General features: G+C 58.4%; 21 protein-coding genes, 1 tRNA gene and 2 pseudogenes. 14 read left to right on the top strand and 10 right to left on the bottom strand.

The window, feature by feature from the left end:
* Positions 1 to 98 precede the first annotated feature (98 nt).
* The 3 genes from G7016_RS19290 to G7016_RS19280 all read left to right on the top strand — a co-directional run bounded on the left by G7016_RS19290 (position 99) and on the right by G7016_RS19280 (position 1,532).
* Entirely contained in the window at positions 99 to 575 is a 477-nt protein-coding gene (locus tag G7016_RS19290; RefSeq protein ID WP_181117334.1) for a hypothetical protein, read from the top strand.
* Positions 575 to 1,057 (top strand): GreA/GreB family elongation factor, encoded by a 483-nt coding sequence (locus G7016_RS19285; protein WP_181117333.1) that lies wholly within the window; start codon positions 575 to 577, stop codon positions 1,055 to 1,057. The genes G7016_RS19290 and G7016_RS19285 overlap by 1 nt, the downstream gene beginning before the upstream one ends.
* A 94-nt stretch (positions 1,058 to 1,151) precedes the next feature.
* Complete coding sequence (locus tag G7016_RS19280; protein ID WP_181117332.1) at positions 1,152 to 1,532, top strand: hypothetical protein; 381 nt, start codon at positions 1,152 to 1,154, stop codon at positions 1,530 to 1,532.
* 55 nt (positions 1,533 to 1,587) lie between these two features.
* On the opposite strand, the gene G7016_RS19275 is transcribed toward G7016_RS19280, so the two are convergent.
* Positions 1,588 to 1,677, bottom strand: a tRNA-Ser gene (locus G7016_RS19275).
* 197 nt (positions 1,678 to 1,874) lie between these two features.
* Here G7016_RS19275 and G7016_RS19270 point away from each other — a divergent pair.
* The 3 genes from G7016_RS19270 to G7016_RS19260 all read left to right on the top strand — a co-directional run bounded on the left by G7016_RS19270 (position 1,875) and on the right by G7016_RS19260 (position 4,391).
* Positions 1,875 to 2,570: a crotonase/enoyl-CoA hydratase family protein gene (locus tag G7016_RS19270; protein WP_181117331.1), complete on the top strand. Its 696-nt coding sequence runs from the start codon at positions 1,875 to 1,877 to the stop codon at positions 2,568 to 2,570.
* Positions 2,571 to 2,651: 81 nt separating this feature from the next.
* Entirely contained in the window at positions 2,652 to 3,389 is a 738-nt protein-coding gene (locus G7016_RS19265; RefSeq protein ID WP_181117330.1) for a lysophospholipid acyltransferase family protein, read from the top strand.
* 30 nt (positions 3,390 to 3,419) lie between these two features.
* The gene (locus G7016_RS19260) at positions 3,420 to 4,391 is read left to right on the top strand and encodes a magnesium and cobalt transport protein CorA (protein WP_181117329.1); all 972 of its coding nucleotides are present in this window, start codon (positions 3,420 to 3,422) and stop codon (positions 4,389 to 4,391) included.
* An 82-nt stretch (positions 4,392 to 4,473) separates the two neighbouring features.
* Here the strand turns inward: G7016_RS19260 and G7016_RS19255 are convergent, their stop codons facing one another.
* The 6 genes from G7016_RS19255 to G7016_RS19230 all read right to left on the bottom strand — a co-directional run bounded on the left by G7016_RS19255 (position 4,474) and on the right by G7016_RS19230 (position 9,907).
* Positions 4,474 to 5,208 (bottom strand): amidotransferase, encoded by a 735-nt coding sequence (locus G7016_RS19255; protein WP_181117328.1) that lies wholly within the window; start codon positions 5,206 to 5,208, stop codon positions 4,474 to 4,476.
* A 496-nt stretch (positions 5,209 to 5,704) separates the two neighbouring features.
* Positions 5,705 to 6,526 carry a transglutaminase family protein gene (locus tag G7016_RS19250; protein WP_181117327.1) on the bottom strand — a complete coding sequence of 274 codons (822 nt, stop codon included), beginning with the start codon at positions 6,524 to 6,526 and terminating at the stop codon, positions 5,705 to 5,707.
* Positions 6,523 to 7,473 carry an alpha-E domain-containing protein gene (locus G7016_RS19245; RefSeq protein ID WP_181117326.1) on the bottom strand — a complete coding sequence of 317 codons (951 nt, stop codon included), beginning with the start codon at positions 7,471 to 7,473 and terminating at the stop codon, positions 6,523 to 6,525. Before G7016_RS19245 ends, G7016_RS19250 begins: the two co-directional genes overlap by 4 nt.
* Entirely contained in the window at positions 7,463 to 8,896 is a 1,434-nt protein-coding gene (locus tag G7016_RS19240; RefSeq protein ID WP_181117325.1) for a circularly permuted type 2 ATP-grasp protein, read from the bottom strand. The genes G7016_RS19245 and G7016_RS19240 overlap by 11 nt, the downstream gene beginning before the upstream one ends.
* Before the next feature lie 333 nt (positions 8,897 to 9,229).
* Positions 9,230 to 9,571: a ribonuclease E inhibitor RraB gene (locus G7016_RS19235; protein WP_181117324.1), complete on the bottom strand. Its 342-nt coding sequence runs from the start codon at positions 9,569 to 9,571 to the stop codon at positions 9,230 to 9,232.
* A 99-nt stretch (positions 9,572 to 9,670) separates the two neighbouring features.
* Entirely contained in the window at positions 9,671 to 9,907 is a 237-nt protein-coding gene (locus G7016_RS19230) for a hypothetical protein (protein ID WP_181117323.1), read from the bottom strand.
* 184 nt (positions 9,908 to 10,091) lie between these two features.
* Between G7016_RS19230 and G7016_RS19225 the strand changes: the two genes are divergently transcribed.
* The 4 genes from G7016_RS19225 to G7016_RS19210 all read left to right on the top strand — a co-directional run bounded on the left by G7016_RS19225 (position 10,092) and on the right by G7016_RS19210 (position 16,789).
* Positions 10,092 to 12,623 (top strand): penicillin acylase family protein, encoded by a 2,532-nt coding sequence (locus G7016_RS19225; RefSeq protein ID WP_181117322.1) that lies wholly within the window; start codon positions 10,092 to 10,094, stop codon positions 12,621 to 12,623.
* 306 nt (positions 12,624 to 12,929) lie between these two features.
* A complete protein-coding gene (locus tag G7016_RS19220) occupies positions 12,930 to 13,676 on the top strand; it encodes a gluconate 2-dehydrogenase subunit 3 family protein (RefSeq protein WP_181117321.1) in 747 nt (248 codons plus the stop codon).
* Positions 13,677 to 13,678: 2 nt separating this feature from the next.
* Complete coding sequence (locus G7016_RS19215; RefSeq protein WP_181117320.1) at positions 13,679 to 15,466, top strand: GMC family oxidoreductase; 1,788 nt, start codon at positions 13,679 to 13,681, stop codon at positions 15,464 to 15,466.
* Between the two features lie 6 nt (positions 15,467 to 15,472).
* Entirely contained in the window at positions 15,473 to 16,789 is a 1,317-nt protein-coding gene (locus G7016_RS19210) for a cytochrome c (RefSeq protein ID WP_181117319.1), read from the top strand.
* A 60-nt stretch (positions 16,790 to 16,849) separates the two neighbouring features.
* Here G7016_RS19210 and G7016_RS19205 read toward each other — a convergent pair.
* Positions 16,850 to 18,236: pseudogene (locus G7016_RS19205) on the bottom strand (IS3 family transposase).
* 275 nt (positions 18,237 to 18,511) lie between these two features.
* Here G7016_RS19205 and G7016_RS19200 point away from each other — a divergent pair.
* Positions 18,512 to 18,691: pseudogene (locus tag G7016_RS19200) on the top strand (ligase-associated DNA damage response exonuclease); the annotation flags it as partial.
* On the opposite strand, the gene G7016_RS19195 reads toward G7016_RS19200, so the two are convergent.
* The gene (locus tag G7016_RS19195; RefSeq protein WP_181117318.1) at positions 18,676 to 19,785 is read right to left on the bottom strand and encodes a DegT/DnrJ/EryC1/StrS family aminotransferase; all 1,110 of its coding nucleotides are present in this window, start codon (positions 19,783 to 19,785) and stop codon (positions 18,676 to 18,678) included. The pseudogene G7016_RS19200 and the gene G7016_RS19195 overlap by 16 nt on opposite strands.
* Positions 19,782 to 21,053 (bottom strand): hypothetical protein, encoded by a 1,272-nt coding sequence (locus G7016_RS19190; RefSeq protein WP_181117317.1) that lies wholly within the window; start codon positions 21,051 to 21,053, stop codon positions 19,782 to 19,784. Before G7016_RS19190 ends, G7016_RS19195 begins: the two co-directional genes overlap by 4 nt.
* A 537-nt stretch (positions 21,054 to 21,590) precedes the next feature.
* On the opposite strand from G7016_RS19190, the gene G7016_RS19185 reads away from it, so the two are divergent.
* From G7016_RS19185 to G7016_RS19175, 3 genes are read left to right on the top strand one after another with little or no spacing between them, the layout of a single operon-like run.
* The gene (locus G7016_RS19185) at positions 21,591 to 22,688 is read left to right on the top strand and encodes a nucleotidyltransferase domain-containing protein (protein ID WP_181117316.1); all 1,098 of its coding nucleotides are present in this window, start codon (positions 21,591 to 21,593) and stop codon (positions 22,686 to 22,688) included.
* Complete coding sequence (locus tag G7016_RS19180; protein WP_181117315.1) at positions 22,682 to 23,359, top strand: dTMP kinase; 678 nt, start codon at positions 22,682 to 22,684, stop codon at positions 23,357 to 23,359. Before G7016_RS19185 ends, G7016_RS19180 begins: the two co-directional genes overlap by 7 nt.
* The gene (locus G7016_RS19175; protein WP_181117314.1) at positions 23,349 to 24,632 is read left to right on the top strand and encodes a hypothetical protein; all 1,284 of its coding nucleotides are present in this window, start codon (positions 23,349 to 23,351) and stop codon (positions 24,630 to 24,632) included. The genes G7016_RS19180 and G7016_RS19175 overlap by 11 nt, the downstream gene beginning before the upstream one ends.
* The last annotated feature ends 198 nt before the right edge of the window (positions 24,633 to 24,830 follow it).

The raw sequence follows: 24,830 nt of genomic DNA, 5'->3' as shown, positions 1-24,830 counted from the left end.
TGCGGGCTGGCCTCAGGGCCGTCCACTGTAGGCAGCACGGACTGTGCCACACTATCGGCAGGTGCTTGTGCCGTCGGCAATGTTTTCGGAGACCTGAAATGCCTGTCCACCCTCCCCGCCGCACGCTCGCGGTGCGTATTCCCAGCCTTTCGCTGGTGCTGTCCATTGCACTGGGTATGTGGCTGGGCTTCCTCCTTATACTCGTGACCGGCTGGGCCGCCTGGCATTACGGCTATGCACCGCCCCTGGCCCCAAGCCCTACCGCGAGTACAGGCGCTGCTATCGCCCCGCCGCGCCCGATCGACCGCCAGCCTGGGCAGGTGCCAAAGCCAGTGCCTGCACAGCCAGGCATGCAGCCGCCTTCGGACCCGACGCCGGAGCCTGGGCCTGGAGCCGATGAGATGTTCCAGCACTATCAACAAAACCTGCACTCACAGGCGTTGCGTGACGCAGAGGCGGCAGCCCGCGCCAACCCTGCAAACCAAGCCAACCCAAAATGCCAGTTCTGGCTGGAGCAGGCACAAACGGCCGCCACCGATGACAGCCGCGAACAGGTGGCGAGGTTCTGCAACTGATGGACAAAGCTAACCTGCACGCGGTGATTGTGAGCGCGCTCGAACGCGACCTGGCGGTGGCCCAGCGCGCGGCGCAAACCGCCTATGAAGCGGCAACCCATGAAGAAAACGTCGCCGAAAACAAATACGACACCCTGGGCCTGGAGGCGTCTTATCTGGCCACGGGGCAAGCGCGGCGCATGGCCGAAATCGCCCAGGCGCTTAGCCGGGTTCGGGAGCTGCGCATCGCCGAGCACGCCCCTGAGCATGGCCTGCGTATCGGTGATTACGTGGAGCTGGAGAATGCCGAGGGCGAACTGCGCGCGCTGTTCATCGGCCCTGACGCTGCAGGCCTGGTGGTTCAGGTAGAAGGCCGAAACGTGACGGTGATCACGCCCAACGCCCCGCTCGGCCAGGCCTTGCTGCGCCACCGCGAAGGCGATGAAGTTCACCTGCACGTGGCCGGCAAGCCTCAGCACTATGTGATCACCCAGGCCGGGTGAGCACTGCCCTGCCCCTCCGTCGCCCCGACATTGACGAAGCGCCCTCATGAGCTATCACCAGAGGAAGCTTTCGTGAACGGGGCAGGAGCGCAGCATGGCCAAGATCACTATCCAGGCCGGTGACTTTCTTCAAGGCGACGGCCATTTCGAGAATGACGCCTTCACCCTCAAGACCGTGCGCAACCCTTCAGAGGGCGAGAAAATACCGCTCAGCCGGGTCGCCCGGCTTACCATCGCCAACGAGGAAACCGCGCGCCACCTGGTGCCGGCGCTGGGTTGGGGCATGGCCGGCGCCCTGGTGGCGGGGCCGGTAGGTTTCATGGCGGGGCTGTGGTTCGGCGGCAAGGAGCACGAGGTGACCTTTGTAGCCACGCTCAAGGATGGCCGCATGCTTACGGCGATTGCCAACCGGGAAACGTTCGGGCAGATCAACGATACCCTGGCCCCGAAAACGCCGCGCGACCGGCTGGCCTAGGTCAAGCCAAAAGCAAAAAGCCCCGCAAGCGTTGGCTTGCGGGGCTTTCTTTATGTGGCGGTGAGGAAGGGATTCGAACCCTTGATACAGTTTCCTGTATACACACTTTCCAGGCGTGCTCCTTCAACCACTCGGACACCTCACCGTAGCTCTTCACACCGTCAGTGTGTCGAGGCGCGCTAATGTAGTCGAAACAGAATCGGATGGCAAAGCTTTTTTTATGCTTTTCATGCGCTTACCCAAACGGCAAGCTGCGGCCGTGACTGCCAGGTCACCCGCCGCGCTTTACCGGAACGAAGGTGCCAGTTAACGTTTGCCTCCTCTCATACAAGGAACCGCTCCATGTCCGACCTGATCGACTACCGCCTCGACGAAGGCGTGGCGACGCTTACCCTTAACAACGGCAAAGTGAACGCTATTTCTCCCGCAATGATCGAGGCGTTCAATCAGGCGCTGGACCGGGCCGAAACCGACCGCGCGGTGGTAGTGATCACCGGCCAGCCCGGCATTCTTTCCGGCGGCTACGACCTCAAGGTAATGACGGCCGGCCCGCAACAGGCGGTGGAACTGGTCACCGCAGGCTCTACACTGGCACGCCGGCTGCTCGCGCACCCGCACCCCGTGGTAGTGGCGTGCACCGGCCATGCCGTGGCCAAGGGCGCCTTCCTGCTGCTGGCAGCGGACTACCGCATCGGCGTTGAAGGCCCGTTCCATATCGGCCTGAACGAAGTAATGATTGGCATGACCATGCACCACGCCGGGATCGAACTGGCGCGTGATCGCCTGCGCCGCTCGGCGTTCCACCGCTCGGTCATCTGCGCGGAGATGTTCGACCCTCAAGGCGCCTTGAGCGCGGGCTTCCTCGATGAGGTGGTAGCGCCTGAGGCTTTGGCGGCAGCGGCAACCAGGGCTGCACAGCGCCTGAAAAGCATCAACCAGCTCGCCCACCGCAACACCAAGCTCAAGGTACGCAAGGCCCTGCTCGACACCCTGGACGAAGCCATCGCGCTGGACCGTGAACAGTTCAAGGTAGGCTGAGGCAGCAACGCCCTCGATGTCATTTGCCGCTTGCAGGCCACGACCGTACACTGCGTGGCCTTTGCATCGAGAGTAGTTGGCATGCTCTACGTCGTTCGCATGGCCTTGCTGGGCCTGAATTTTCTGGTGGTAGGCGTGCTTGGCCTGCTGGTCGGGCTGGCCCGGCCGTTCAACCCGGACAACAACCGGATCTTCGCGCGGCTGTACAGCCGGCCGTCGCTGGCGCTGATGGGCCTGCGGCTGGAGGCGGACGTCACCACACTGCAGGCGCAGCCGCCAGGCTTCGTGATCATCGCCAACCACCAATCCAACTTCGATGTGTTCTTCCTTGGCTCGATCGTGCCACGCCGCATGGCCTGCATCGGAAAGAAAAGCCTGGGCTGGGTCCCCTTGTTTGGTCAGCTGTTCTGGTTGGGCGGCAACGTGCTGCTCAACCGGGACAACGCCTACCAGGCCCGAAGGGCGCTGCAAACCACCAGCCGGGTATTGCGCGATCAGCACACGTCTATCTGGATTTTCCCTGAGGGTACGCGTAACCCTGATGAGCGCCTGCTGCCGTTCAAGAAGGGCGCATTCATGATGGCGATCGACGCGGGCGTGCCGATCGTTCCGGTCTGCGCCAGCCGCTATGTGCATGCCCTGGATTTCAACCGCCGGCACAGTGGCGACATTCGGGTACGCTCACTGGCGCCAATCCCTACCCAGGGGCTTACCGCCAAGGATATTCCCGACCTGATGGCGCGCTGCGAGCACGCCATGCAGGCCTGCATCGACGAGCTGTCTCAGCTCACTGAACTGCAAGCACACGCACCACTCTGATCTGGCGACACCAGTGGAGATCCACCGATCATGGGCCGAGTCGTTGCCGCGGCGGTGTACAGCGCCGGCAAGAAAGTTACCGACATCAAAGTGGAGGATGGCCGCCAGTGGGCCTGCCAGCCTCGCCACTTCGTGTGGATCGGCCTTGAGGAGCCCGATGCCGCCACGCTGTCCTTGTTGCAAAAGCAGTTTGGCCTTCACGAGTTGGCCATAGAAGATGCGCTGGAGCGTCACAGCCGGCCCAAGCTGGAAACCTTCGGCGACGCGCTGTTCATCGTGACCTACTCACCCGTGCGGCGCGAAGGCAAGCTGGAATTCATCGAAACCCATATCTTCGCTGGCAAGGGCTACGTGATCACCTGTCGCAACGGCCATTCTGCTTCGTACGCGCTGGTACGTCAGCGCTGCGAGGCGCGCCCGATCCTGCTGGAGCATGGCGAAGATTTCGTGCTGTACGCCATCCTCGATTTTGTCAGCGAGAACTATCAGCCCGTCACCGAAAGCATCCATCAGGAAATCGAAACGCTGGAGCAGAACGTGCTGAGCCAGGCACTCAACGAGCGGGATATCCATTGCCTGCACAACCTGCGCCGGGACCTGCTGCGCATGCGCCGCTACCTGGCACCGATGGTGGAAATCAGTGAGGAACTGCAACGGCTGGATTTCCCGTTCATCGACAAGAACATGCGGCCGTACTTCCGCGATGTGCAGATCCACGTCACGCGGCAGATGGAAGATTTGACCGGCATTCGTGACATCGCCAGCCAAACCATCGAAATCGGCATGCTGCTCGAATCCGCGCGGCAAAGCGTTACCCAACGCAAGTTCGCCGCCTGGGCCGCGATCCTGGCCTTCCCTACTGCCATCGCGGGCATCTACGGCATGAACTTCCAGTACATGCCAGAGCTGAACTGGCACTACGGTTACTTCACGGTGCTGGGCGTGATCGTGGTGGGCTGTTCAGGGTTGTTCGCCAGCTTCAAGCGGTCGGGGTGGTTGTAAGCTGGTCATTCCCGGGCTACTGCCTGGTCCCACATGGTGATCGCCATCCGTTGTGTGACCAGGTAGCTGGATTGCTGCCGAATCAACCCGCCTTCTGCGCCTGTTCACGCGGCGCGGCCACGAAGCGCATCATCCATTCGGCAACGGTGGCACCGTCATGGTCGTGAGCCAGGCTGTCCATGGCCGCCTGATACACGTGTTCCCCCAGGTTCTGCTGGCGAAGGTCGAGCAGCGCGCGAGAGTAGTCGTGGACAAACTCCGGGTGGCCCTGGAAGCACAGTACCTGATCGTTGAGCTGGTAAGCGGCGTAGCGGCAGAATTCGCTGGAGGCGACCACGGTGGCCCCTTCGGGCAGTTCGGTCACCTGGTCCTGATGGCTGATGAGCAGTGTCAGGTCACCGCTGTGTGGGGTCATCCAGGGGGCCTGAGCGTGCAGCTGGTACCGGTGGCTACCCACGCCCCAACCCTGCTCTGCCCGTTGCGCGCGGCCACCCAGCAGCAGCGCCAGCAGCTGGTGGCCGAAGCAGATCCCGAGCAGTTTGTCGCCCCGCTGGTAGCGCTCGAGCAAAAACGCCTTGAGGGTTTCGATCCAGGGATCGTTGCCGAACGAGTCCGCCTTGCTGCCCGTGACCAGGTAAGCATCGTAGCGCGCGTTCTCGGGCGGATACTGCCCGTCTACCACATTGAACACGTCGAAATCCGCGGCCACCGGCTGGCGTTTGAACAGCGCCTGGAACATCGCGCCATAGCCGGTGTACTGCTCCACCAGCTCAGGGCGAATGTGGTCGGTTTCGAGGATGCAGATGCGCAACGACATGGGTATCGGTCTCGGGTCGAAACAAGCGGGATTGCTTGCCGCAAGCCTGCATGGGAACGGTAGGTAAATGCAATACCGCGGACAGACGAACGGTCAGGCGGCGAAGTGACTCTGCGCAGGCTGTCTAGGTCAACGTACTGAAACGATACGGCGAGGAGTTCCCCGGGATTTTGCAGCGAAATAGGGCAAATTCCTAGCTGATCGTGCTGGACAGCACACTGTGTGCTTCTACATTGAAAAGTGTTCCGGTCGCGCGGGCCGCTCGCCTGCGCACCGCGACCAGCCAATACGCAGTGAAGCCGCCCCAGGCAGCGGGGCTGGCGCTGGTCAACAAAAAGAAAGGCTAGATGTCATGTTCAAACATCCTAAATTTCGCCAGGCGGGACTCATTGTCTTTGCCACGACATTACTTTTGATCGTGCCCAACCTGGGGCGCTTCTTCGGCTAGCAGGCGCTAGCGGCCGCAGCCTCCGGGGGCAGCGGCCTGGCGCATCGTTCACTGTTGCTGAGTGAGTACTGCCGTCGCACGTGCGGGCGCAGGCCCGGCGGTGACCTCTACGTGCCCGCTGCTGGCTTTTATCCCGCCCGCGCGGCGCATGGCGCGCACAGGGCAGGCGTCCAGATGGTCCAGGCCTACCGCCAGCTTGAGATGCCGCTCGGGCCGCGCCAGCCCCTCGGCTACGTCGAAGCTGTACCAGGCGCCATCAAGCCAGGCCTCCGCCCAGGCATGGTCGGCAAGCTCATGGCTCCCCGGCGTATACAAATAGCCTGATACATAGCGCGCGGCGATGCCCAGCGTACGGGCACCGGCGAGAAAAGCGTGCGCCTTGTCATGACAGCCGCTACTGCGCTGCGTAAAGGCCTGGGTCGCGGTCAGCGGATGAGCCTCATTCCCTGCTGCAGCGGCCATGTGTGCACCGAGGCCATGCATCAGCTCGATCAGGGCGTTACGGTCGCGTCGATTGCCGCAGGTGGCGTGAGCGAATTCCCGCAGCCCCAGATCGGCCTCGGTCAGGCTGGTGGTTCGCAGGTAGGGCAAAGGCGACGGCCGTTCGTGTTCGGCCTCCAGGGTTTCGTTGATTTCAACCTGCCCACGGGCGCGGATCACAATTTCCCCATGGGGGTCTTCCAGGCTCAGCACGTGAAGCACATTGCCGAAAGGGTCGAGCTGCGGGCGAACGGCCCGTGGCAGGTCGAGCTGCCAGCTGAGCACCTGCTGGCGCTCGGTATCGTGCGGAGTAAGGCGCAGGTACTGAATGCTGCTGCGCACTTCGTCCTCGAAGCGATAGGTGGTTTCGTGACTGATCGTAAGCCTCATACAACCTCCAGGTAGCAGCGGTGAATGACGTTACCCAGCTCGCGTATTTCATCGATGAACTGGTTTAGCCACTCGTGCAGGCCTTCCTGCAAAATGTCGTCGATCCCGGTATAGCGCAAGCGCGCGTCCATCTCCGCAGCCGCGCGCTGCGCGGGGCGGCCATTGAGCCCCGGTAGCACCGAGAGGATCTGGTCGATTTCCTCGGTACAGGCGCGCAGCGAGCGAGGGACGTCAGCCCTGAGCAACAGCAGCTCGGCCACCGGGCGCGCCGCCGGGGCATCCCGGTAGATTTCCGTGTAGGCCTCGAACGAGGACAGCGCTCGCAGCAACGCACTCCATTGGTAGTAGCTCCAGGCCGAATCGTCTGCCACGGTGTTGAGCGCTTTGATGCTCATCATTTCGTAGCGGGCATCGAGCAGGCGCAACGTGTTGTCGGCACGCTCGAGGAAGGTGCCCAAGCGGATGAAGCGGAAGGCATCGTTGCGCATGATGGTGCCGTAGGTAGCGCCACGGAACAGGTGCGAACGCTCCTTGAGCCACTCGCAAAAGCGGCTCATGCCGTATTGCGCCAGCCCCTGGGCCGCGATCCCGCGGATTTCCAGCCAGGTGGCGTTGATGTTTTCCCACATGTCCGCGGTAATTCGCCCACGCACCGCATGGGCCGACGCCCGCGCCGCGCCCAGGCAGCTGTAGATGCTGCCGTGGTTGGTGGCATCCAGTGCAAAGAAATGCAGCAGGCGTTCGTGGTCCAGCTCACCGTGGCGCGCGAGGTAATCGTCGAGCGTGCCGGTGATCAGTAACGGCATGGCCATTTCGTCGAGGCCAGTACGGCCGTCCTGGGGCATCAATGACAGCGAATAACTCACATCGAGCATACGTGCCATGTTCTCCGCGCGCTCCAGGTAGCGCGACATCCAGTAAAGGTCTGAGGCGGTTCTACTGAGCATTGGGCAGGCTTCCTTGATCCTCGACAACCCAGGTGTCTTTGGTGCCGCCGCCCTGGGACGAATTGACCACCAGCGAGCCCTCGCGCAGGGCGACACGGGTCAGGCCGCCGGGCACCACTCGGGTTTCTTTGCCGGACAGCACGAACGGGCGCAGGTCGATATGGCGAGGGGCGATACCGTTTTCCACGAACGTGGGACAAGTTGAAAGGCTGAGGGTGGGTTGGGCGATGTACGCCGCTGGCCGCGCCTTGATGCGCGCGCGGAACGCTTCGATCTCGGCAGCGGTGGACGCCGGCCCCACCAGCATGCCGTAACCCCCAGACCCCTGGGTTTCCTTGACCACCAGCTCGGGCAAATGCGCCAGCACATGGGACAGCTCCTCCGGCTTGCGGCACTGCCAGGTGGGCACGTTCTTGAGAATCGGCTCTTCGTCCAGATAAAACCGGATCATGTCCGTCACGAACGGGTACACCGACTTGTCATCCGCCACGCCGGTACCGATGGCATTGGCCAGCACCACGTTACCGGACCGGTAGGCCACCAGCAGACCGGGCACGCCCAGCATCGAGTCGGGGTTGAAGGCGAGCGGGTCGAGGAAGGCGTCGTCCAGCCGGCGATAGATCACATCCACCTGCTGGGGGCCGTGGGTGGTGCGCATGTACACCTTCTCGTCACGAACGAAGAGGTCTGCGCCCTCGACCAGTTCCACCCCCATTTCCCGCGCCAGAAACGCGTGCTCGAAGAAGGCGCTGTTGAAGCGGCCCGGCGTGAGTACTACTACGCTGGGGTCGTCCAACGGGCTGGAGCTTTTGAGCGTGTCCAGCAGCAGGCTGGGGTAGTGATCGACCGGTGCGATCCGCTGCGCCGCGAACAGCTCGGGGAAGAGACGCATCATCATCTTGCGGTCTTCGAGCATATAGCTCACGCCGCTGGGGGTACGCAGGTTGTCTTCCAGTACGTAATAGCTGCCGTCGCCATCGCGCACCAGATCCACCCCTGAAATGTGCGAATACACGTCCCGGTGCAGATCCAGCCCTTGCATCGCCAGCTGATACTGCTCGTTGGCCAGTACCTGCTCCGCTGGTATCACGCCGGCCTTGATGATGCGCTGGTCGTGGTAAAGGTCGGCGAGGAACATGTTCAGCGCCTTCACACGCTGAATGCAGCCGCGCTCCACCACTCGCCATTCACTGGCCGGAATGCTGCGCGGGATGATATCGAAGGGGATCAGCCGCTCGGTACCTTGTTCGTCCCCATAGAGGGTGAACGTGATGCCAGCACGGTGAAACAGCAGGTCGGCTTCACGGCGCCGTTGCGACAGGAGCTCTTCGGGGGTGCGGGCAAGCCATTGGGCAAAAGCCTGATAGTGCGGGCGAACATGGCCGTCCGCGTCGTACATCTCGTCATAAAAGGTGCGGCTCATGCCGTGCTCCTTGTCACCTGGACATACCTTTGTCGCAAGCCCCGTGCCAGCACTCTGAACTTCAAGCACCACGGTACCCGCTGCGGTTACCCATTACCGCAGGGGCAAGAACCGCACTAAAACCGTGCAAGCGCAGGCTGGGGAACAAAGGCCACGCCTCACGGGGACGCAAGCCCCGTTAAAGGCTTATTGCTATGACCTATATAGTCGCTGTTGATTTCACACGCCTGGCCTATCGGCTGCAAACCTGACGCCTGTTCGGCATCTACCGCCGACACCCTTTACTTTCCCGTTCGGCCACCGTTGAGGTGGCCTTTTTTTTGGGAAATACATTTACGCTCGGTGCCCGGGTAACCTGTGCTTTACGCCCCAGCCTTCTATTTCGCCGCCAAGCGGCTCTACAACACATTCAAAGTCGTGTTCGAACTCGCCGATCCCGAACCGAGTGGCATACATCAGCTTCGACAATTCCAAGTGCCAGGCGCCATCCGGGCGCTCCATCACCTGCGCGTTGAGAGACTCGCCCCTGAACTGACCAGCGGCGGCGCGGGCGCCGTCTTCGTCAGGGAACACCGCGTAGAATTCGATGGGATGGATGGCGGCGAAGTCAAAGCCACCTTCTTTCATTTTGCGGAGCAACATCGTACTGATGTCTTCCTGGTAAACAGTGCTCATGTCTCGTCCTCCTGAAAGCGATGGATAGACTTTCCGTGTTACCGGCCACGCCGGTCACTTGCATGAAGCGTTCGAAGGTAAAAGGGGGCGTTTGCGGGTTCAGGCCTTTTCGTTGATGTCGGTGATTCTCACTCCATTCTGCTCTTCGAGCCATTTGACCGCGGGAGCCTCCACGCGGCCTTCGAAGTCGTTGAGATCCGCCTTTGCGGTAACCGGGAACAACTTTGTACGCACCGCCACAGCCGCTTCTTCAGTAGTCGGCTGGTTATCCGACGCCAGCTCCAGGCGGTCAATGATGCCCTTGTGGTCTAGGAAGGTGATCTCCCACTTTCTCATTGGTATCTCCTTCGGGCCGTGATTGTAAGGATAAGAGGCCTCGTGCCTGCCCATAGTGGACCGGGCGGCTGGCAGGGTTGTTCCGCCCGTGTTGCCCTGAAATAAAGCCGATGGGCTGGCTTGCGAACCGCCAACAGGCTAACTACCTTAAGCGCCTTTCCGATGCTTGCCCCAGGAGCCCTCCATGGCGTTGTCTGCTTTCCGCCACTTTGTACCCCGTTTCGGCCTGGCTGCGGCCATTTCTGGCGCGCTCGGGCTAGCGGGGTGCCAGACCTGGGTCGACGACCACAACAGTGAAAGCCTGCCGCCCAGCATGGGGGTGCAGCCGCTCAAAGGGCTGGGGCAAAACGTGTCAGTACGGCGCAACACCCTGGGCATGCCGCTGATCGAAAGCAGCAACTTCCATGATGCGCTGTTCGCCCTGGGCTATGTACACGCCAGCGATCGGATCAGCCAGATGGTCGGCATGCGCCTGCTGGCACAAGGGCGCCTGGCCGAAATGGTCGGGCCAGGCGCACTGGAGGCCGACCGCTTCATGCGCACCGTGGACCTCAAGCGCCGTGCCGCCGAATTGTACGCCGCCGCCTCGCCGCGCTTGCGTAACTTCTTCGAGATCTACGCACGTGGCGTGAACGCCTGGCTGTTCCGTTACAAAGACAAGCTGCCGATGGACCTTGCACAGTCTGGCTACAAGCCTGAGTACTGGAAAGGCGAGGATTCGGCCTTGGTATTCTGCCTGATGAATTTCAGCCTGCAGATGAACCTTCAGGAAGAAATCAACAGCCTCGTGCTGGCACAGAAGGTAGGTGCCGACAACCTGGCCTGGCTGTTGCCCACCTACCCCGACGAGCCGTTGCCGTTCGATGAAGCGGCCAAGCTCAAGGGGCTGGCCCTGGGTGGGCAGTTCGCCAGCCTGAGCGCCGTCAGCGAGCAGCTCGCCGGCCTCGGCCAACTGGGCGTGGCGGCGTCCAACAACTGGGCACTGGCACCGTCGCGCAGCCGCAGTGGCAAGAGCCTGTTCGCCAATGACACCCACTTGCCCATCGGCCTGCCCAGCGCGTGGAATTTCGTGCAGATCCGCGCACCGAAATTCCAGGCCGCCGGGGTGTCGCTCGCTGGGGTGCCTGCGGTGGTGGCCGGCTTCAACGGCAAGCTCGCCTGGGGCATGACCATGGTCATGGGCGATAACCAGGACGTGTTCCTGGAGCGGGTGAAGCGCGAGAACGGCGTACTGATGTACCAGGCCGACGGCAAGTGGCTGCGCGCGGCCGCACGCAACGAAACCTTCTTCATCAAGGGCCAGAGCCCTGTGCGCGAGGTGATCTACGAAACCCGCCACGGCCCATTGCTCAATACCGCGCTGGGCGAACGCAAGGTAGGCGTGCAGCCCGCACCGTTCGCCAGCGGCTACGGGCTGGCCCTGGAAACGCCAGACCTCAAGGATGACCAGTCGCTGGATGCCTTCTTCAACCTGTCACGCGCGCAATCAGTGGAAAAGGCCTTTGACAGTGCCCGGGACATCCGCGCTATCGCCTTGAACATGGTATTCGCCGATGCGAACGACATCGGCTGGCAGGTAACCGGTCGCTACCCGAACCGCAAGGATGGCAAGGGGCAGGTACCTTCGCCCGGTTGGGACAGCCGCTACGATTGGGACGGCTATGCCGACCCGATGTTGCACCCCTATGATCAAACGCCTGCCAGCGGCTGGCTGGGTACTGCTAACCAGCGCACCGCGCAGCCGGGCTATGGCATGCAGCTGTCCAGCTCCTGGTACTACTCGGAGCGCAGTGAGCGCATCGCCCAGCTGGCCGCCAACGGCAAGCAGGACGCCCGCAGCATGATCGCCTGGCAATACGACCAGACCACGCTTTTCGCCGCCAAGCTCAAGCGCATGTTCGAGGCGCCAGGTGTGGCCCAACCCCTGCAAAAAGCTATCGACGCCCTCCCCGCCGCGGACCGCGCCAAGGCACGGGAAGCGCTCAGCCGATTGATGGCCTTCGATGGTCGGCTGTCGGCGGATTCGGCCGATGCCGCCCTCTACGAGCTGTTCCTTCAGGAGAGCGCGCGCCAGACGTTCCTTGACGAGCTGGGGCCAGAAGACAGCCCCGCGTGGAAGGCCTTCGTCGCCAATGCCGACCAATCTTATTCCGCCCAGGCCGACCACCTGCTCGGCCGTGACGACAGCCCGTTCTGGGACGACACGCGCACACCTGGCAAGGAAGACAAGCCAACGATCCTGGCCCGCAGCCTGGCAGCGGCGGTAACCAGCGGCGACAGCCTGATGGGCACGGACCACAAGGCCTGGCAGTGGGGCAAGCTGCATCAATACCGCTGGACCACCGAAGGCACCAAGATGGCCCCCTGGCTGGACGCTACGCAGCGCGCCGGCCTGGCTGCCCTCGATGGCTACCTCAACCGGGGCCCCGTACCGGCCGGCGGCGATCACACCACCCTCAACGCGGCGGCCTACCACTGGGGCAGCAACTTCGATGCCTGGCTGGTGCCAGCCATGCGCATCGTGGTGGACTTCGGCCAGCCCGAGCCCATGATGGGGGTGAACAGCACCGGCCAATCCGGCAACCCGGCCAGCCCGCATTACGCCGATGGTATCCAGAACTGGCTCAAGGGCCAGTACATGACCTTCCCGATGCAGCCGCAAAACCTCGAGAAGGCCTACGGCACACAGCGGCTGACCTTGGTGCCTGTGAAGTAAGCCAAGGATGGTCGGCCCTGCCTCAGATGGGCGAAGTTCGCGAAAGTAACAAAAGTCTTTCGCGGGCTTCGCCCCCTCCTACAGCCCGCATAAAACGTGCCCTGCATCAATCCCAACGTATTGCAAGATGTAACATCGCCGCACGCATCTGCTACCATGGATCCCAACAGCGTAGCTCCCTATCGTTTTTACGATCTGCCCGCCCCAGGGCACCCCGTCCTATAAAAGCAAAAACAACGTCTCCTCGCTGACCCCGCAATCGCTTCACCGCACCTAACCGTGATCCACTCTCGAGGAGATGCCACGATGGCAACCGATAATAAAACCGGCCACTCCGACGCCAGGCGCGATTTCTTGCGCAAGTCGCTGACCCTGATTCCCGTGGTAACCCTGGCCAGCGCCGGTGTTGCCGCTCCAGTGCTGGCACAAACCCCAGCGCCAGTCCCCGCGCCGCCCAAACCGTCAACCGATGTGAACGACTACCACCCCACCTTCTTCACCCAGGAAGAATGGGCGTTCCTGAACTCGGCCGTGGCTCACCTGATTCCCAATGACGATCGAGGCCCAGGAGCTGCCGAAGCGGGGGTGCCGGAATTTATCGACCGCCAGATGAACACCCCTTACGGTAGTGGCGCGTTGTGGTTCATGCAGGGCCCTTTCCACCCGGACGCACCTGCGGAGCTGGGCTATCAACTCAAGCTCTCGCCGCAGCAGATCTACCGCCTGGGCATCCAGGAAACCGACACCTATTGCCGTAATACCTTCGGCAAGGTGTTCGCTGAACTGAACGCCGACCAGCGTGAGCAGGCACTGCAGGCGCTGGACACCAACAAGGCGCCGTTCGAGGCCCTGCCCGCCAGCACGTTCTTCAACATGCTGTGGAGCAACACCAAGGAAGGCTTTTTCTGCGACCCCATCCATGGCGGCAACAAGAACCTGGTGGGCTGGACCCTGATCAATTTCCCGGGCGCCCGCGCCGATTTCATGGATTGGGTAGAGCGCGACGAACGCTACGCCTTCCCGCCTGTTTCCATCAACGGCGCGCGGGGTTGAGCATGGCCAAGGTACTCGAGAAGAAAAACGTAGTCATCGTGGGCTTCGGCTGGACCGGCGCGATCATGGCCAAGGAGCTTACCGAAGCGGGCCTGGAGGTGGTTGCGCTGGAGCGTGGCCCCATGCGCGACACTTACCCGGACGGGGTGTACCCGCAGACCATGGACGAGTTGACGTTCAACTCGCGCAAAAAGCTGTTCATGGATATTTCCAAGGAAACCGTGACCCTGCGCCACAGCGTGAACGACGTGGCCGTGCCCTATCGGCAGTTCGGTGCTTTCCTTCCGGGCACGGGCGTAGGTGGCGCGGGGCTGCACTGGTCGGGCGTGCACTTTCGGGTAGACCCGATGGAGCTGCGGATGCGCAGTCACTATGAAGAACGCTATGGCAAGAAGTTCATCCCCGAAGGCATGACGATCCAGGACTTTGGCGTGAGCTACGAAGAGCTGGAGCCGTTCTTCGACTTCGCTGAAAAAGTATTCGGCACCTCCGGCACCGCGTGGTCGGTGAAGGGCGAGGTGGTAGGTGAAGGCAAGGGCGGCAACCGCTTCGCGCCCGACCGCTCCAACCCCTTCCCTCTGCCCGCCCAGAAAAACACCGTGTCGGCGCAATTGTTCGGCCAGGCGGCAGCGTCCCTTGGGTATCACCCTTACAACCTGCCGTCGGCCAATACCTCGGGGCCGTACATTAACCCCTACGGCGCGCAGATGGGCCCGTGCAACTTCTGCGGCTATTGCAGCGGGTATGCCTGCTACATGTATTCGAAGGCTTCGCCCAACGTGAACGTGCTGCCGGCGTTGCGCCAGGAGCCGAAGTTCGAGTTGCGCACCGAGGCCCACGTATTGCGGGTTAACCTCACCGCCGACAAAAAGCTCGCCACCGGCGTGACCTACGTTGATGCCCAGGGCCGCGAGTTCGAGCAACCGGCCGACATCGTGATCCTGGGGGCTTTCCAGTTCAATAATGTGCGCCTGATGTTGCTGTCCGGCATCGGCAAGCCCTATGACCCGAAAACCGGTGAAGGGGTGGTGGGGCGCAACTTTGCCTATCAGAACATGGGCACCGTGAAAGCGTTCTTTGCCAAGGACCAGCACCACACCAACCCCTTTATCGGGGCAGGCGGCAACGGCGTGGCCATCGACGACTTCAACGCCGACAACTTCGATCACGGCCCACATGGCTTCGTGGGCGGGTCACCCTTCTGGCTCAACCAGGCTGGCACCAAGCCAATCTCCGGGGTAATTACCCCGCCGGGTACGGCCAAATGGGGCAGCCAATGGAAAGCGGCGACAGCGGACTATTACACCCATCACCTGTCGATGGACGCCCATGGCGCGCACCAGTCCTACCGGGACAACTACCTGGACCTGGACCCCGTGTACACCGATGCCTATGGCCAGCCGCTGCTGCGCATGACGTTCGACTGGAAAGAAAACGACATCAAGATGACCCGCTTCATGGTGGACAAGCTCAGCGAGATCGCCAAAGCGATGAACCCTACGGCCATCTTTGCGCACAAGCGCGAGTTCAACAGCCACTTCGACGCCGCCACTTACCAGACCACCCACCTCAACGGTGGCGCGATCATGGGCACCGACCCCAACACCAGCGCGCTCAACCGTTACCTGCAGAGCTGGGACGTGCACAACGTGTTCGTGCCGGGCGCCTCGGCGTTTCCTCAAGGCCTGGGTTACAACCCCACCGGCCTGGTGGCGGCGCTGACGTACTGGAGCGCCCGCGCCATTCGCGAGCAGTATCTGAAAAACCCCGGCCCGTTGGTGCAGGCATAAGGAGCGATGACTATGAAAACCTTGTTCATCGCCTCCCTGGCATTGGCCAGCCTGCCCGTGTGGGCGGCTGACAACGTAGACCAAGCCCTGGTGCAGAAAGGCGAATACCTGGCCCGCGCCGGGGACTGCGTGGCGTGCCACACCGCCAAGGGCGGCAAGCCCTTCGCCGGTGGCCTGGCCATGGAAACGCCCATCGGTACGATCTACTCCACCAACATCACGCCGGACAGCAGCGGTATCGGCGGCTACTCGTTCGAAGACTTCGACCAGGCGGTTCGTCACGGCATCGGCAAGAGCGGCAGCACCTTGTACCCTGCCATGCCCTACCCGTCCTACGCCCGCGTAAGCGACAGTGACATGCAGGCGCTGTACGCCTACTTCATGCACGGTGTGCAGCCCGTAGCCCAGGCGAACAAGCCGGTGGATATTCCCTGGCCGCTGAGCATGCGCTGGCCGTTATCGATCTGGCGCGCCATGTTCGCGCCCAAGGTAGAGCCGTTCACCGTAGCGGGCGCAGCCGCCGGAACAGACGAGATCGTCAACCGTGGTGCCTACCTGGTCGAGGGCCTGGGGCATTGTGGCGCGTGCCATACGCCGCGGGCGATCACCATGCAGGAGAAAGCGCTCAGCCCCGCCGACGGCTCGGCGTTCCTCTCCGGCTCCGCGCCGCTGGAAGGCTGGATCGCCAAGAACCTGCGCGGCGATCACAAGGATGGCCTGGGCAGTTGGAGCGAAGCCGAGCTGGTAGCCTTTCTCAAGACTGGCCGCAGCGACCGCACGGCGGTGTTCGGCGGCATGAGCGATGTGGTCGAACACAGCATGCAGTACATGAACGACGCCGACCTCACCGCCATTGCCCGGTACCTGAAAACCCTGCCGCCCGTGAACCCCGACGACACGCCGCAGGTGTACGACCGCGCCGTGGGTGACGCGCTATGGAAAGGTGACGACAGCAAGCCGGGCGCGTCGGTGTACGTGGACAACTGCAGCGCCTGCCACCGCACCGATGGCAAAGGCTACACCCGCGTATTCCCCGCCCTGGCCGGCAACCCGGTGGTGCAAACCGCCGACGCCACCTCGCTGATCCACATCGTGCTGCGCGGCGGCACACTCATCCCCACACACACCGCGCCGTCCAGCTTCACCATGCCCGGCTATGCCTGGCGGCTGTCGGACCAGCAAGTGGCGGACGTGGTGACCTTCATCCGTACCAGCTGGGGCAACCAAGGCTCGCAGGTGTCGGCCAATGAGGTTAAAGACCTGCGCGAGAACGACCTGGACACCACCTCAGGGGATGATCTGGGGCAGGTATCTTCCAAATGACATAAGTGTTGGCCCTTATTCGCGAGCTTTGGCATGCGCCCATAAAGTTGGACGAGTAAATCAGGCTGCTGCGGCTTGGGTCCTGTACGCCACAGGGCTCAGGCCGTCGAGCTTCATCTTGATGCGGTAATGATTGTAATAGTGGATGTATTCCTCAATCGCCGTCCATAGCTGATCGATGCTGGTAAAGCGCTCGCGGTAGAAGAACTCCGTCTTGAGCGTGCCGAAAAAGCTTTCCATGGCCGCGTTGTCCAGGCAGTTACCTTTGCGCGACATGCTCTGTTCCAGACCCGCTGCCTGTAGCCGGTCGCGGTACTCCTGATAGCGGTAGTGCCAGCCCTGATCCGAGTGCAGCAGCGGCGTGGCACCGTCCGGCAAGCGCTTCAGAGCCTGCTCCAGCATCTGCCCCACCAGCGCGTACTGTGGGCGTTCGGCCAGCTGATAGGCCACGATCTCGCCGTTGTACAAGTCCAGCACGGGCGACAGGTATAGCTTTTCACTGCCCACCTTGAACTCGGTCACGTCGGTCACCCACTTCTGATTCGGCGCCTCGGCCTTGAAATCCCGGGCCAGCAGGTTGGGCGCGGCTACCCCTATCAGGCCGTTGTACGACTTGTACCGCTTGGGCCGTACCTTGCATTGAAGCCCCTCTCGCCCATCAGCCGGCGCACTTTCTTGCTGTTGACCAGCTGCCCGTCGTGACGCAGGGTCGCGGTCACGCGGCGGTAGCCGTATCGGCCCTTGTGCTGATCCTGAATGCTCTGGATCGCAGCTTTCAGCGGGGCGCTCATGTCCCCGGCAGCCATCGCCTTGAGTTGGTAGTAGTAGGTGCTGCGCGCCAGCCCGGCCGCCTTGAGCGGCGCATCAAGGTCAAAGTCCGACCGCAGCGCGGTGACTATCCGGGCTTTTTCTTCCCGGCTGCCGCCTGCCTTTCCTTTTCCTCCCTTAACGCCTTCAACTTTTTTAGGTAAGCGTTCTCCACCCGAGCCTGGTACAGCCTGGCCAGCAACTGGTCATGGGTCAGGTCTTCATCCTTGATCGACTCGGATGGAATGGGCGTCTGGGGTTTTGGAAATTTCGGCTTGGACATGACAACAGGCAATCCCTGGGGCCCCGGGCGCGGGGCTTCGATGGCGCTACTGTAATACTCACGCTCCCATCTGCCCACCTGGCTGGAACAGCCGAGGTTGAACAGGGCCGCGACCTCTCGAAGCGATAGGTGATCGCGCCACTTCGTTTGCAGCACCATCAGCTTGAATTCGGTGGTGTACGACTGGCGCGCACGCGGCGTGACACCCTGCTCGCCATGTTGCCTATAGGCCGCAATCCAGCGGCGCAGCAGCGTGGGATCAACGCCGAAGTCGGCGCCAACGCGGCGAAAACCGTAGGCGCCAGAGAGGAAGGCGCCGATCGCTGAAAGCTTGAACTGCGTACTGTACTTGCTCATGAACACACCCCAGAGGTTGGATGGATGTCCAACTTCTAGGGCGCGCCTCACTTCGCCCGCTTCCCACAGATTGAACTCACCGCACCACCCCCTGTGGGAGACGGGGGGCCGGCCTTCCGGCGCAGCCGAAGGCGTAGCTCGCGAAAGAAGGCTTAAGAAAACCGCTCAAGATAGGTGCCTCCCACAGGTGAGCGAGCCCCACCATAACCACCTAGTGCAACTTCCCCCAACCCCAACCGCTCTGAACAAACAAGCCCGTGTCAGCGAAGCCGCCCATGGACCTTGTTATCGCACGCCCCGAAGGCTTGTATTGCACGGCCGGTGATTTTTACATCGACCCGTGGCGGCCGGTGCCTCGCTCGGTGATCACCCATGGCCACGGGGACCATGCCCGCACGGGCAATGGGCATTACCTGGCCACTGATATCGGCGCGGGGGGTCAGGATAAAAACATCTTCAGCCCCCTATTAAATACAGAAGTTACGTGGTCAATATCTTCTTCCGAAAAATCAGGCAGACAAGGGAGGGAGGTAACTTGCCCTGCAAGCTTTTCGGCAGCTGGGCATGCCCGGGAGAAATCGGTAAACAGAGGATATCTATAGGTGGGCTTTAGGTTATATTTTACTGCATTGGTAGGCACGTTACTCTGATGGCAAAAAACTCTAAAATCTTGAACACGCCTTTCAGGCGCGTCTATAATTAGGCCCAAATTGTAAAAATTTGCAGAGGAGCTTTGAGCAACAGGTACTTCTCGGATAAAATCCGGAATATTGAGTGAATCTTTAATTTGCTGAGCGACAGCTCTCCGCGCCGAAAGCTGATCTTTTAGTCGACACAATCTATCGCTACCTAAAACGGCTTGAGGAGCACTGAGCTTGAAATTGAACCCTATATACTCCCCACCGCAATATCCGAGATGAGCGAAGGAATGCATAGCTTCATGAAAACTTCGCTCGTGAGTTAGAACAAACCCACCCTCACCGGTTGATAGCAATTTATTCTCATGAGTGCTAAAACAGCCGATATCCCCTATCGTGCCTGACAGCCTTCCGAGCTCAACTGTTCCATGAGCGTGGGCTGAATCTTCGATCAACGAGAGGCCTTGTTCAGCTATCAAGCTTAAGAATTCCCAGGTAAGAACAGGGTATCCCCATAACGCCACAGCAAGCACTGCCTTCGGCCTTTGCCTCAAGACTTTTTTTAGATCCTTGATATCAAAAAAGAAACTGCCAGGCGCAACGTCCACAAATACGGGCTTTGCCCCTATGTGAAGAATAGGCAGAATAGTAGGGATCGGCGCCAGCGCACTAACGGCCACTCGATCCCCAGGCCCTATCCCTAAAGCACGCAGAGCCATGTACACGGCGGCAGACCCAGAAGCGAGCGGAAGAGCAAATTCAACTCCAAACCAATTTCTAAGATCCGCCTCATAACAAGCAACCGCCAGCGATGTCCCCGAGATCTTTCGAGTATCAAACGCGCGCTCTAGGGATCTAAAGTACGATGCCACATGCGCATCGAAGAACTTTTCATAACTAGAACCACTCATACAACATCCCCAATAGCCATAACACGCAATAATACAGACACAAATCGGCGATGATGACTTTGCTTAAGTCTACGATAGTGAAGATCATCCTTGCTTAATAGATGATTAACTTCGATAGACTTCGTCGCCCGCGAGTCAGCCACGACGTTTGAGGATGGTTTATCAGTGACTATATGGAGGCATGAAAACCGCACCGGGACATCCAAACCTTCATTTACTCCCGCAATTTCCTTGGCAATAAAAGCGATTTCGTTATCAACAGTTTCAGCACCGAAAGCAGCAAAATGGTTTAAAAGAACATGCGTTTCCTCCACAAGCGTTGGAAGCGTAGCATGCACGGTAGCTGCTATCCTCATCTCATGCAGAGCTTCATCTGGGATGAAGGGCGGCGGTGCAGATACATCCCGCAATTTGCCCCGATCCCAAAGCAGAAAACGAGACGGGGAGACCATATCGAAAATATTTATCCGGGCGGAAATAGCACCAAGCTTGGCTATGTAAATCACCCCTTTTGCGGTGCCGATTTGCGCGCAAACCCTTGCTACGTTGCCTGCAGCACTACCCCAAAAAGAATGCTTCACCGAAACTATCCGAACTCTAAACTTGACACCAGGCAAATTTATATCCACTACTCTAAAAGACAATGCGTCATGCGAAACGACGCCAACACCGTCATGCTGAATAACATCGCGGAACGCTTTCTCACCCTCCCCTATAATATACACATCGTTACCCGAACGCGTACGCTCCAGGAAACAACCCAAACCAAGCATGTCGGAAAAGCTGCCTGCAATTTTTGGGTAATAAAAAACGCGCATTGCGGCCGCTGCTCGTGCAGCCCTTTCATATTTCGTAGCAGCCTGCCCTTTCGGGCATAGAAAAAGGATGGCAGTTTGAACTATCAATGAGTATTGGCGCAGATATTCTCTAGTTGGAGATACGCTAATAATCAGACACCTTTCACCCTCTGCTTTTTCCACTAGAGCCCAGCATGGACGTTTAAAATTTGCGGTCTTTTCATAGTTAAACGCGAGAGGCTTTAACATACTCAAGACGCTAAGCTCGTTTATTTTCAAGAAAGCATCAAAATCCTCATCAAAGAACGAGTGACACTCTATAGAAAAATCATTACACACCGCGATAGACAGGAGGGCAAATTGTTCGTTTGTGATTTTTGAGCGCACATATCTTAGAAAATTGTCACTCCCCATTGAATGGTCGTTTGGGAAAATTGGATTTACAAAGACCTGCACCATTTCACTGAACACAATTACTCCCGACGTGGCAGAGACACCGCACCGAGCGGTGGCGACACCTCCCTGTGTCATGACTATCCTTGACCAGCAGCTTACTTAAGTTTAGAGGCTACGCCCCCGCCCCCGCCGCCGCCGCCGCTTGATGTAAAGGTGAGCTTGGCGATCAACGCTTTTTGCTCTGGGACTTGCAGTACTCTGATAGGCATATACCTACTCCCGCTTTTCATGAACGCGGAATTGCGTTCCAGAAGAAAATTAGCACGCATCGTTACCAAGGGAATTGATCTGCGTCAGCTATAGCCGAGCTTTACAACGCCTCCTTATTCGAACAAGCCCTAACAGTCAAGGCCTAACAGTTCTAGTTTCCCTTATAGTTATCTGGGGAGGCGGAGCTCGCTATCCCACTGGCAACGAGAACTAATATTATCCTGACCCACGTCAACAAACTTGATAGTCGGCAATGGCACACTAGTAAATGCGTACAGCGAAGACATGTCGAGTCCCTCAATGTCGCAATGAAGCTCACAACACACCCACAGGAAACCTATAGTGACAAGCATTCACGAAAATAATCTTGACAACGCTTCACACCTGCATCAGCTGCATGGCTTCCTGCGGTCAAATTTCTTAACCAGTCACTCCCCGGAAATAGTTTTTATTTCTGGGTCGGTAGCCGAAGGCCTTTCAACCCCATCGTCGGACTACGATGTATACGCTATATATAAGGAGTGTCACGAACAGGAAGTCCTATTGAACGGTTTTGACCGTCCAATTGAAGTCACCAGCTTAAGCAGCTCAAAGCTGCTTCAAATATTTGATAAGGTCACGCGAGGTGAGGATCTATCCGCTATCTCTCCCTATGAGTTATTATTATGCCACCGGGTCCACACGGGAATTTGCCTAGAAGGTGCCGACTCATTCCAATACTTAAAGAATCAGCTTACCAAAAAAACCTTGCAAGCACGCCTGTCCGAGCTTTGCTTGATGTACACAGAAAGATCATTACAGGTATCGGTGGGTCTTCTAAAAGTCGATGATCACTCGTCAGCTGCAGTGAATGCACATCATGCCGTTAAGCAGGCTTTAAACCGGCTAATTGTTCTTGAAGGCGGAACCTCACTGTTGGAGAAATGGCAAATTGTCTACGGAAGAACGCTGCTCGGTTCGGAGCATCCCGCCCTGCGTGAGTTTATGGAACTCACATCCAATATCCCCTTAAGTGATGAGCCTTCCGTATCCAAATACCTTGCCCGAGCTTTTCGCTTTCACCAAACTATCTGTGACTACGCCTACCTTTCTCCCGGTAAATTACAAGCCTTCGACTGGTCATCCCGTCTAGCTATATCAGCGACTGTACAAGACATGATGATCCTGGAGAAATCCCCGATGCATAGGTTAATCAAGCGGGACGGAGATCTTTACCTCATGCAGGTATCCACACCTGTTCTTCAGTTACCCGAAGAGGCTGCGAAGTTGTGGGCTTTGATAGATAACTCAATGTCCGTTACAACCATCCTTGAAAATTCCGCAAGCACTATAAACATTCCCAGCGCTCTCGCGCTGCAATATTTGACGGCTATGGGTTCTGTAGGGGCGTTCATGGTACGTCAATTCGACTTCAGCCATTACCAGGGACTAACATGTTAAAAGATCAGCTTTTTATTACTTTCGAAGGTTTGGACGGTTCCGGGAAATCCAGTCTGTTTGAAATCATTGGCCCCATACTTAGAGAAAAAAGCCGTCCTCCTCTCAGGCTAGTAGATAAAAAATATCCGCCTAACTTTTCTCCATACACAGACAGCCATATTGCTTGCATTCGAAGCATTTTATGGGAATACCCTTCTGGAGCTCCGATGGGTGAGCTCGGCGACATGCTTTGGCTACACCTCCTTGCCTCATGGTTCCATGTAATAGATAACACCCAAATAAAACCGGCCCTTGCGCAAGGCGATAGCATTTTTATGGAGAGCTGGTGCTATAAATACCTTGTACGGTATAGGCTGAAGTCTGACTATATGTACAAAGCAATGCTCACAGCACTTCAAAGCCTCACGCAGCCTAACCCCGTCGTGTTTATCGACATTAAGCCCGAAGTTGCCGCAGAGCGTAAAAAGGTTTTTGGTTATTCTGAAAGTGGTGGAATGGATGGGCTGCGAGGTTCCTCAAAGAAAGATTTTATCGCATACCAAAATACTCTCAGGGACATCTATCTGGACTTGGCCGCACAACACCAATGGATAGTGATTGAGGCCGACAACAAACCCCTTTTTATAATTGCCGATGAAGTTCTGGAAAGATTGACAAGCCATGGTATTTAGCCGCTCGCAAAACCCGGGTAAGCGCTACGTAGACTTCTACCTGGAAAACATTTTTAAATTCTGCGCCAACAGATTCCTCCCCTACATCGGCCTGACTTTCGCCGGAATTCTACTCGCCCACAAAAATATCGATGAGTTTTCTTTCTTCAGCTATATATCTTCTGCATTCATATTTCCGGCTACGATAGCAACATTTATATTTTACGCGATTGGTAACCTGCCACCACCTTCAAGCACTGAGCATAGACAGCGGGTATTCAACTCGAGCTTCGCAGCAGCAATAACCTTGTCCGGCATATCATGCTTAGTTTGTACAGGAATACTTTATGCCTCTTCTGCACAGCTGGCAGCTTACGCCTCTGATTACCAAACGTCGCGCCTCTCTTGGTTTTACATAGCGTACACGTTCTTCTACATAATTAACGGCTTTTTCAACTCATATTTTGAGGCTTGGTTAAAAGACAAGACCAGCACTACTGGGCGCACATTAGGGTTTACTTTTCTAGTCGTAGTATCCTCATTCGGCTATTTTCAATGGGAGTCGCTCAACTACTCAACCAAACTAGCCGAATTGATGCTGGGCTGTGCCGTGTTTGAGTCAGCCTACTACCTATCAAGATGTCTGCGCCTAGGTCTCTTATCTAAATCTTTTGAGTACAAAATAATCAGTGACCTGCTTAGAATAGGCGCCCCAATGGGTATAGGACTGGCATTTCAACGCCTCGCTATTCTTTTAGTTAACGCTAGGCTTCTATTGATTGACAAAGACTTTGTATCCCTATACTCCATTGCAATGAGCATAGTCTCGCTATTGCTGATACCAGCTTCAGCCTTCGCACAGATTCACACCATCTATGTCACCAGAAATAAAGCTATTAAACTTGGATTTCACCCTATTGTATTATTGGCCATAAATCTCGCACCGGCAGTTTTCCTCATCATGTATTTTGGAGATGCAATTTTACCATTTTATGGACTACCTCCGGGCTTAGCCGGGCAGGTTTCTGAAGCCAGTCACGGGACAGCGCTTATCCTGGGTTCGACGGCCCCTCTCATGCTGATCACCGCGCACCTTCGCGCTAAGGGAAGCAGCCTTCGGCCGCAGATCCTGATAAATATTTCCGTCTATTGCATCTATATTCCTATTATATTTTCCGGAGCTCTCGACAACAGACCACCCACATCACTCCTTTTCGCCTATGCAATTACTTTCCTTATCTGCATGGTGTCCTTACTATGGGTGGAACGAAAGTCCTTATTTAATCTCCGGTGAGGTTACCCTACTGATTGTTCATCATTCTTGGAGCCAAGAATGGTGCTTGATATGGACTCGCCTCAGGATATCGCACCCCTTCGCTGGCGATAGCTCGTTTCGTTTGCGTGTGAATAGCCAGTTGAGCCCACGAAGCCATTCGGCTACTGGACACCTACAAGGCGCCGTGGCTCTGCTGATTCCTCCCCTGGTCGGTGC

This window comes from Pseudomonas japonica, assembly GCF_013522925.1.
Lineage (GTDB): Bacteria > Pseudomonadota > Gammaproteobacteria > Pseudomonadales > Pseudomonadaceae > Aquipseudomonas > Aquipseudomonas japonica_A.
This window is presented reverse-complemented; position numbering and strand designations above follow the sequence as displayed.

Excerpts from the sequence above, each read along its gene's own strand:
- G7016_RS19290 (WP_181117334.1), top strand. The coding sequence starts at position 99 with ATGCCTGTCCACCCTCCCCGCCGCACGCTCGCGGTGCGTATTCCCAGC.
- G7016_RS19285 (WP_181117333.1), top strand. The coding sequence starts at position 575 with ATGGACAAAGCTAACCTGCACGCGGTGATTGTGAGCGCGCTCGAACGC.
- G7016_RS19280 (WP_181117332.1), top strand. The coding sequence starts at position 1,152 with ATGGCCAAGATCACTATCCAGGCCGGTGACTTTCTTCAAGGCGACGGC.
- G7016_RS19270 (WP_181117331.1), top strand. The coding sequence starts at position 1,875 with ATGTCCGACCTGATCGACTACCGCCTCGACGAAGGCGTGGCGACGCTT.
- G7016_RS19265 (WP_181117330.1), top strand. The coding sequence starts at position 2,652 with ATGCTCTACGTCGTTCGCATGGCCTTGCTGGGCCTGAATTTTCTGGTG.
- G7016_RS19260 (WP_181117329.1), top strand. The coding sequence starts at position 3,420 with ATGGGCCGAGTCGTTGCCGCGGCGGTGTACAGCGCCGGCAAGAAAGTT.
- G7016_RS19255 (WP_181117328.1), bottom strand. The coding sequence starts at position 5,208 with ATGTCGTTGCGCATCTGCATCCTCGAAACCGACCACATTCGCCCTGAG.
- G7016_RS19250 (WP_181117327.1), bottom strand. The coding sequence starts at position 6,526 with ATGAGGCTTACGATCAGTCACGAAACCACCTATCGCTTCGAGGACGAA.
- G7016_RS19245 (WP_181117326.1), bottom strand. The coding sequence starts at position 7,473 with ATGCTCAGTAGAACCGCCTCAGACCTTTACTGGATGTCGCGCTACCTG.
- G7016_RS19240 (WP_181117325.1), bottom strand. The coding sequence starts at position 8,896 with ATGAGCCGCACCTTTTATGACGAGATGTACGACGCGGACGGCCATGTT.
- G7016_RS19235 (WP_181117324.1), bottom strand. The coding sequence starts at position 9,571 with ATGAGCACTGTTTACCAGGAAGACATCAGTACGATGTTGCTCCGCAAA.
- G7016_RS19230 (WP_181117323.1), bottom strand. The coding sequence starts at position 9,907 with ATGAGAAAGTGGGAGATCACCTTCCTAGACCACAAGGGCATCATTGAC.
- G7016_RS19225 (WP_181117322.1), top strand. The coding sequence starts at position 10,092 with ATGGCGTTGTCTGCTTTCCGCCACTTTGTACCCCGTTTCGGCCTGGCT.
- G7016_RS19220 (WP_181117321.1), top strand. The coding sequence starts at position 12,930 with ATGGCAACCGATAATAAAACCGGCCACTCCGACGCCAGGCGCGATTTC.
- G7016_RS19215 (WP_181117320.1), top strand. The coding sequence starts at position 13,679 with ATGGCCAAGGTACTCGAGAAGAAAAACGTAGTCATCGTGGGCTTCGGC.
- G7016_RS19210 (WP_181117319.1), top strand. The coding sequence starts at position 15,473 with ATGACTATGAAAACCTTGTTCATCGCCTCCCTGGCATTGGCCAGCCTG.
- G7016_RS19195 (WP_181117318.1), bottom strand. The coding sequence starts at position 19,785 with ATGAGTGGTTCTAGTTATGAAAAGTTCTTCGATGCGCATGTGGCATCG.
- G7016_RS19180 (WP_181117315.1), top strand. The coding sequence starts at position 22,682 with ATGTTAAAAGATCAGCTTTTTATTACTTTCGAAGGTTTGGACGGTTCC.
- G7016_RS19175 (WP_181117314.1), top strand. The coding sequence starts at position 23,349 with ATGGTATTTAGCCGCTCGCAAAACCCGGGTAAGCGCTACGTAGACTTC.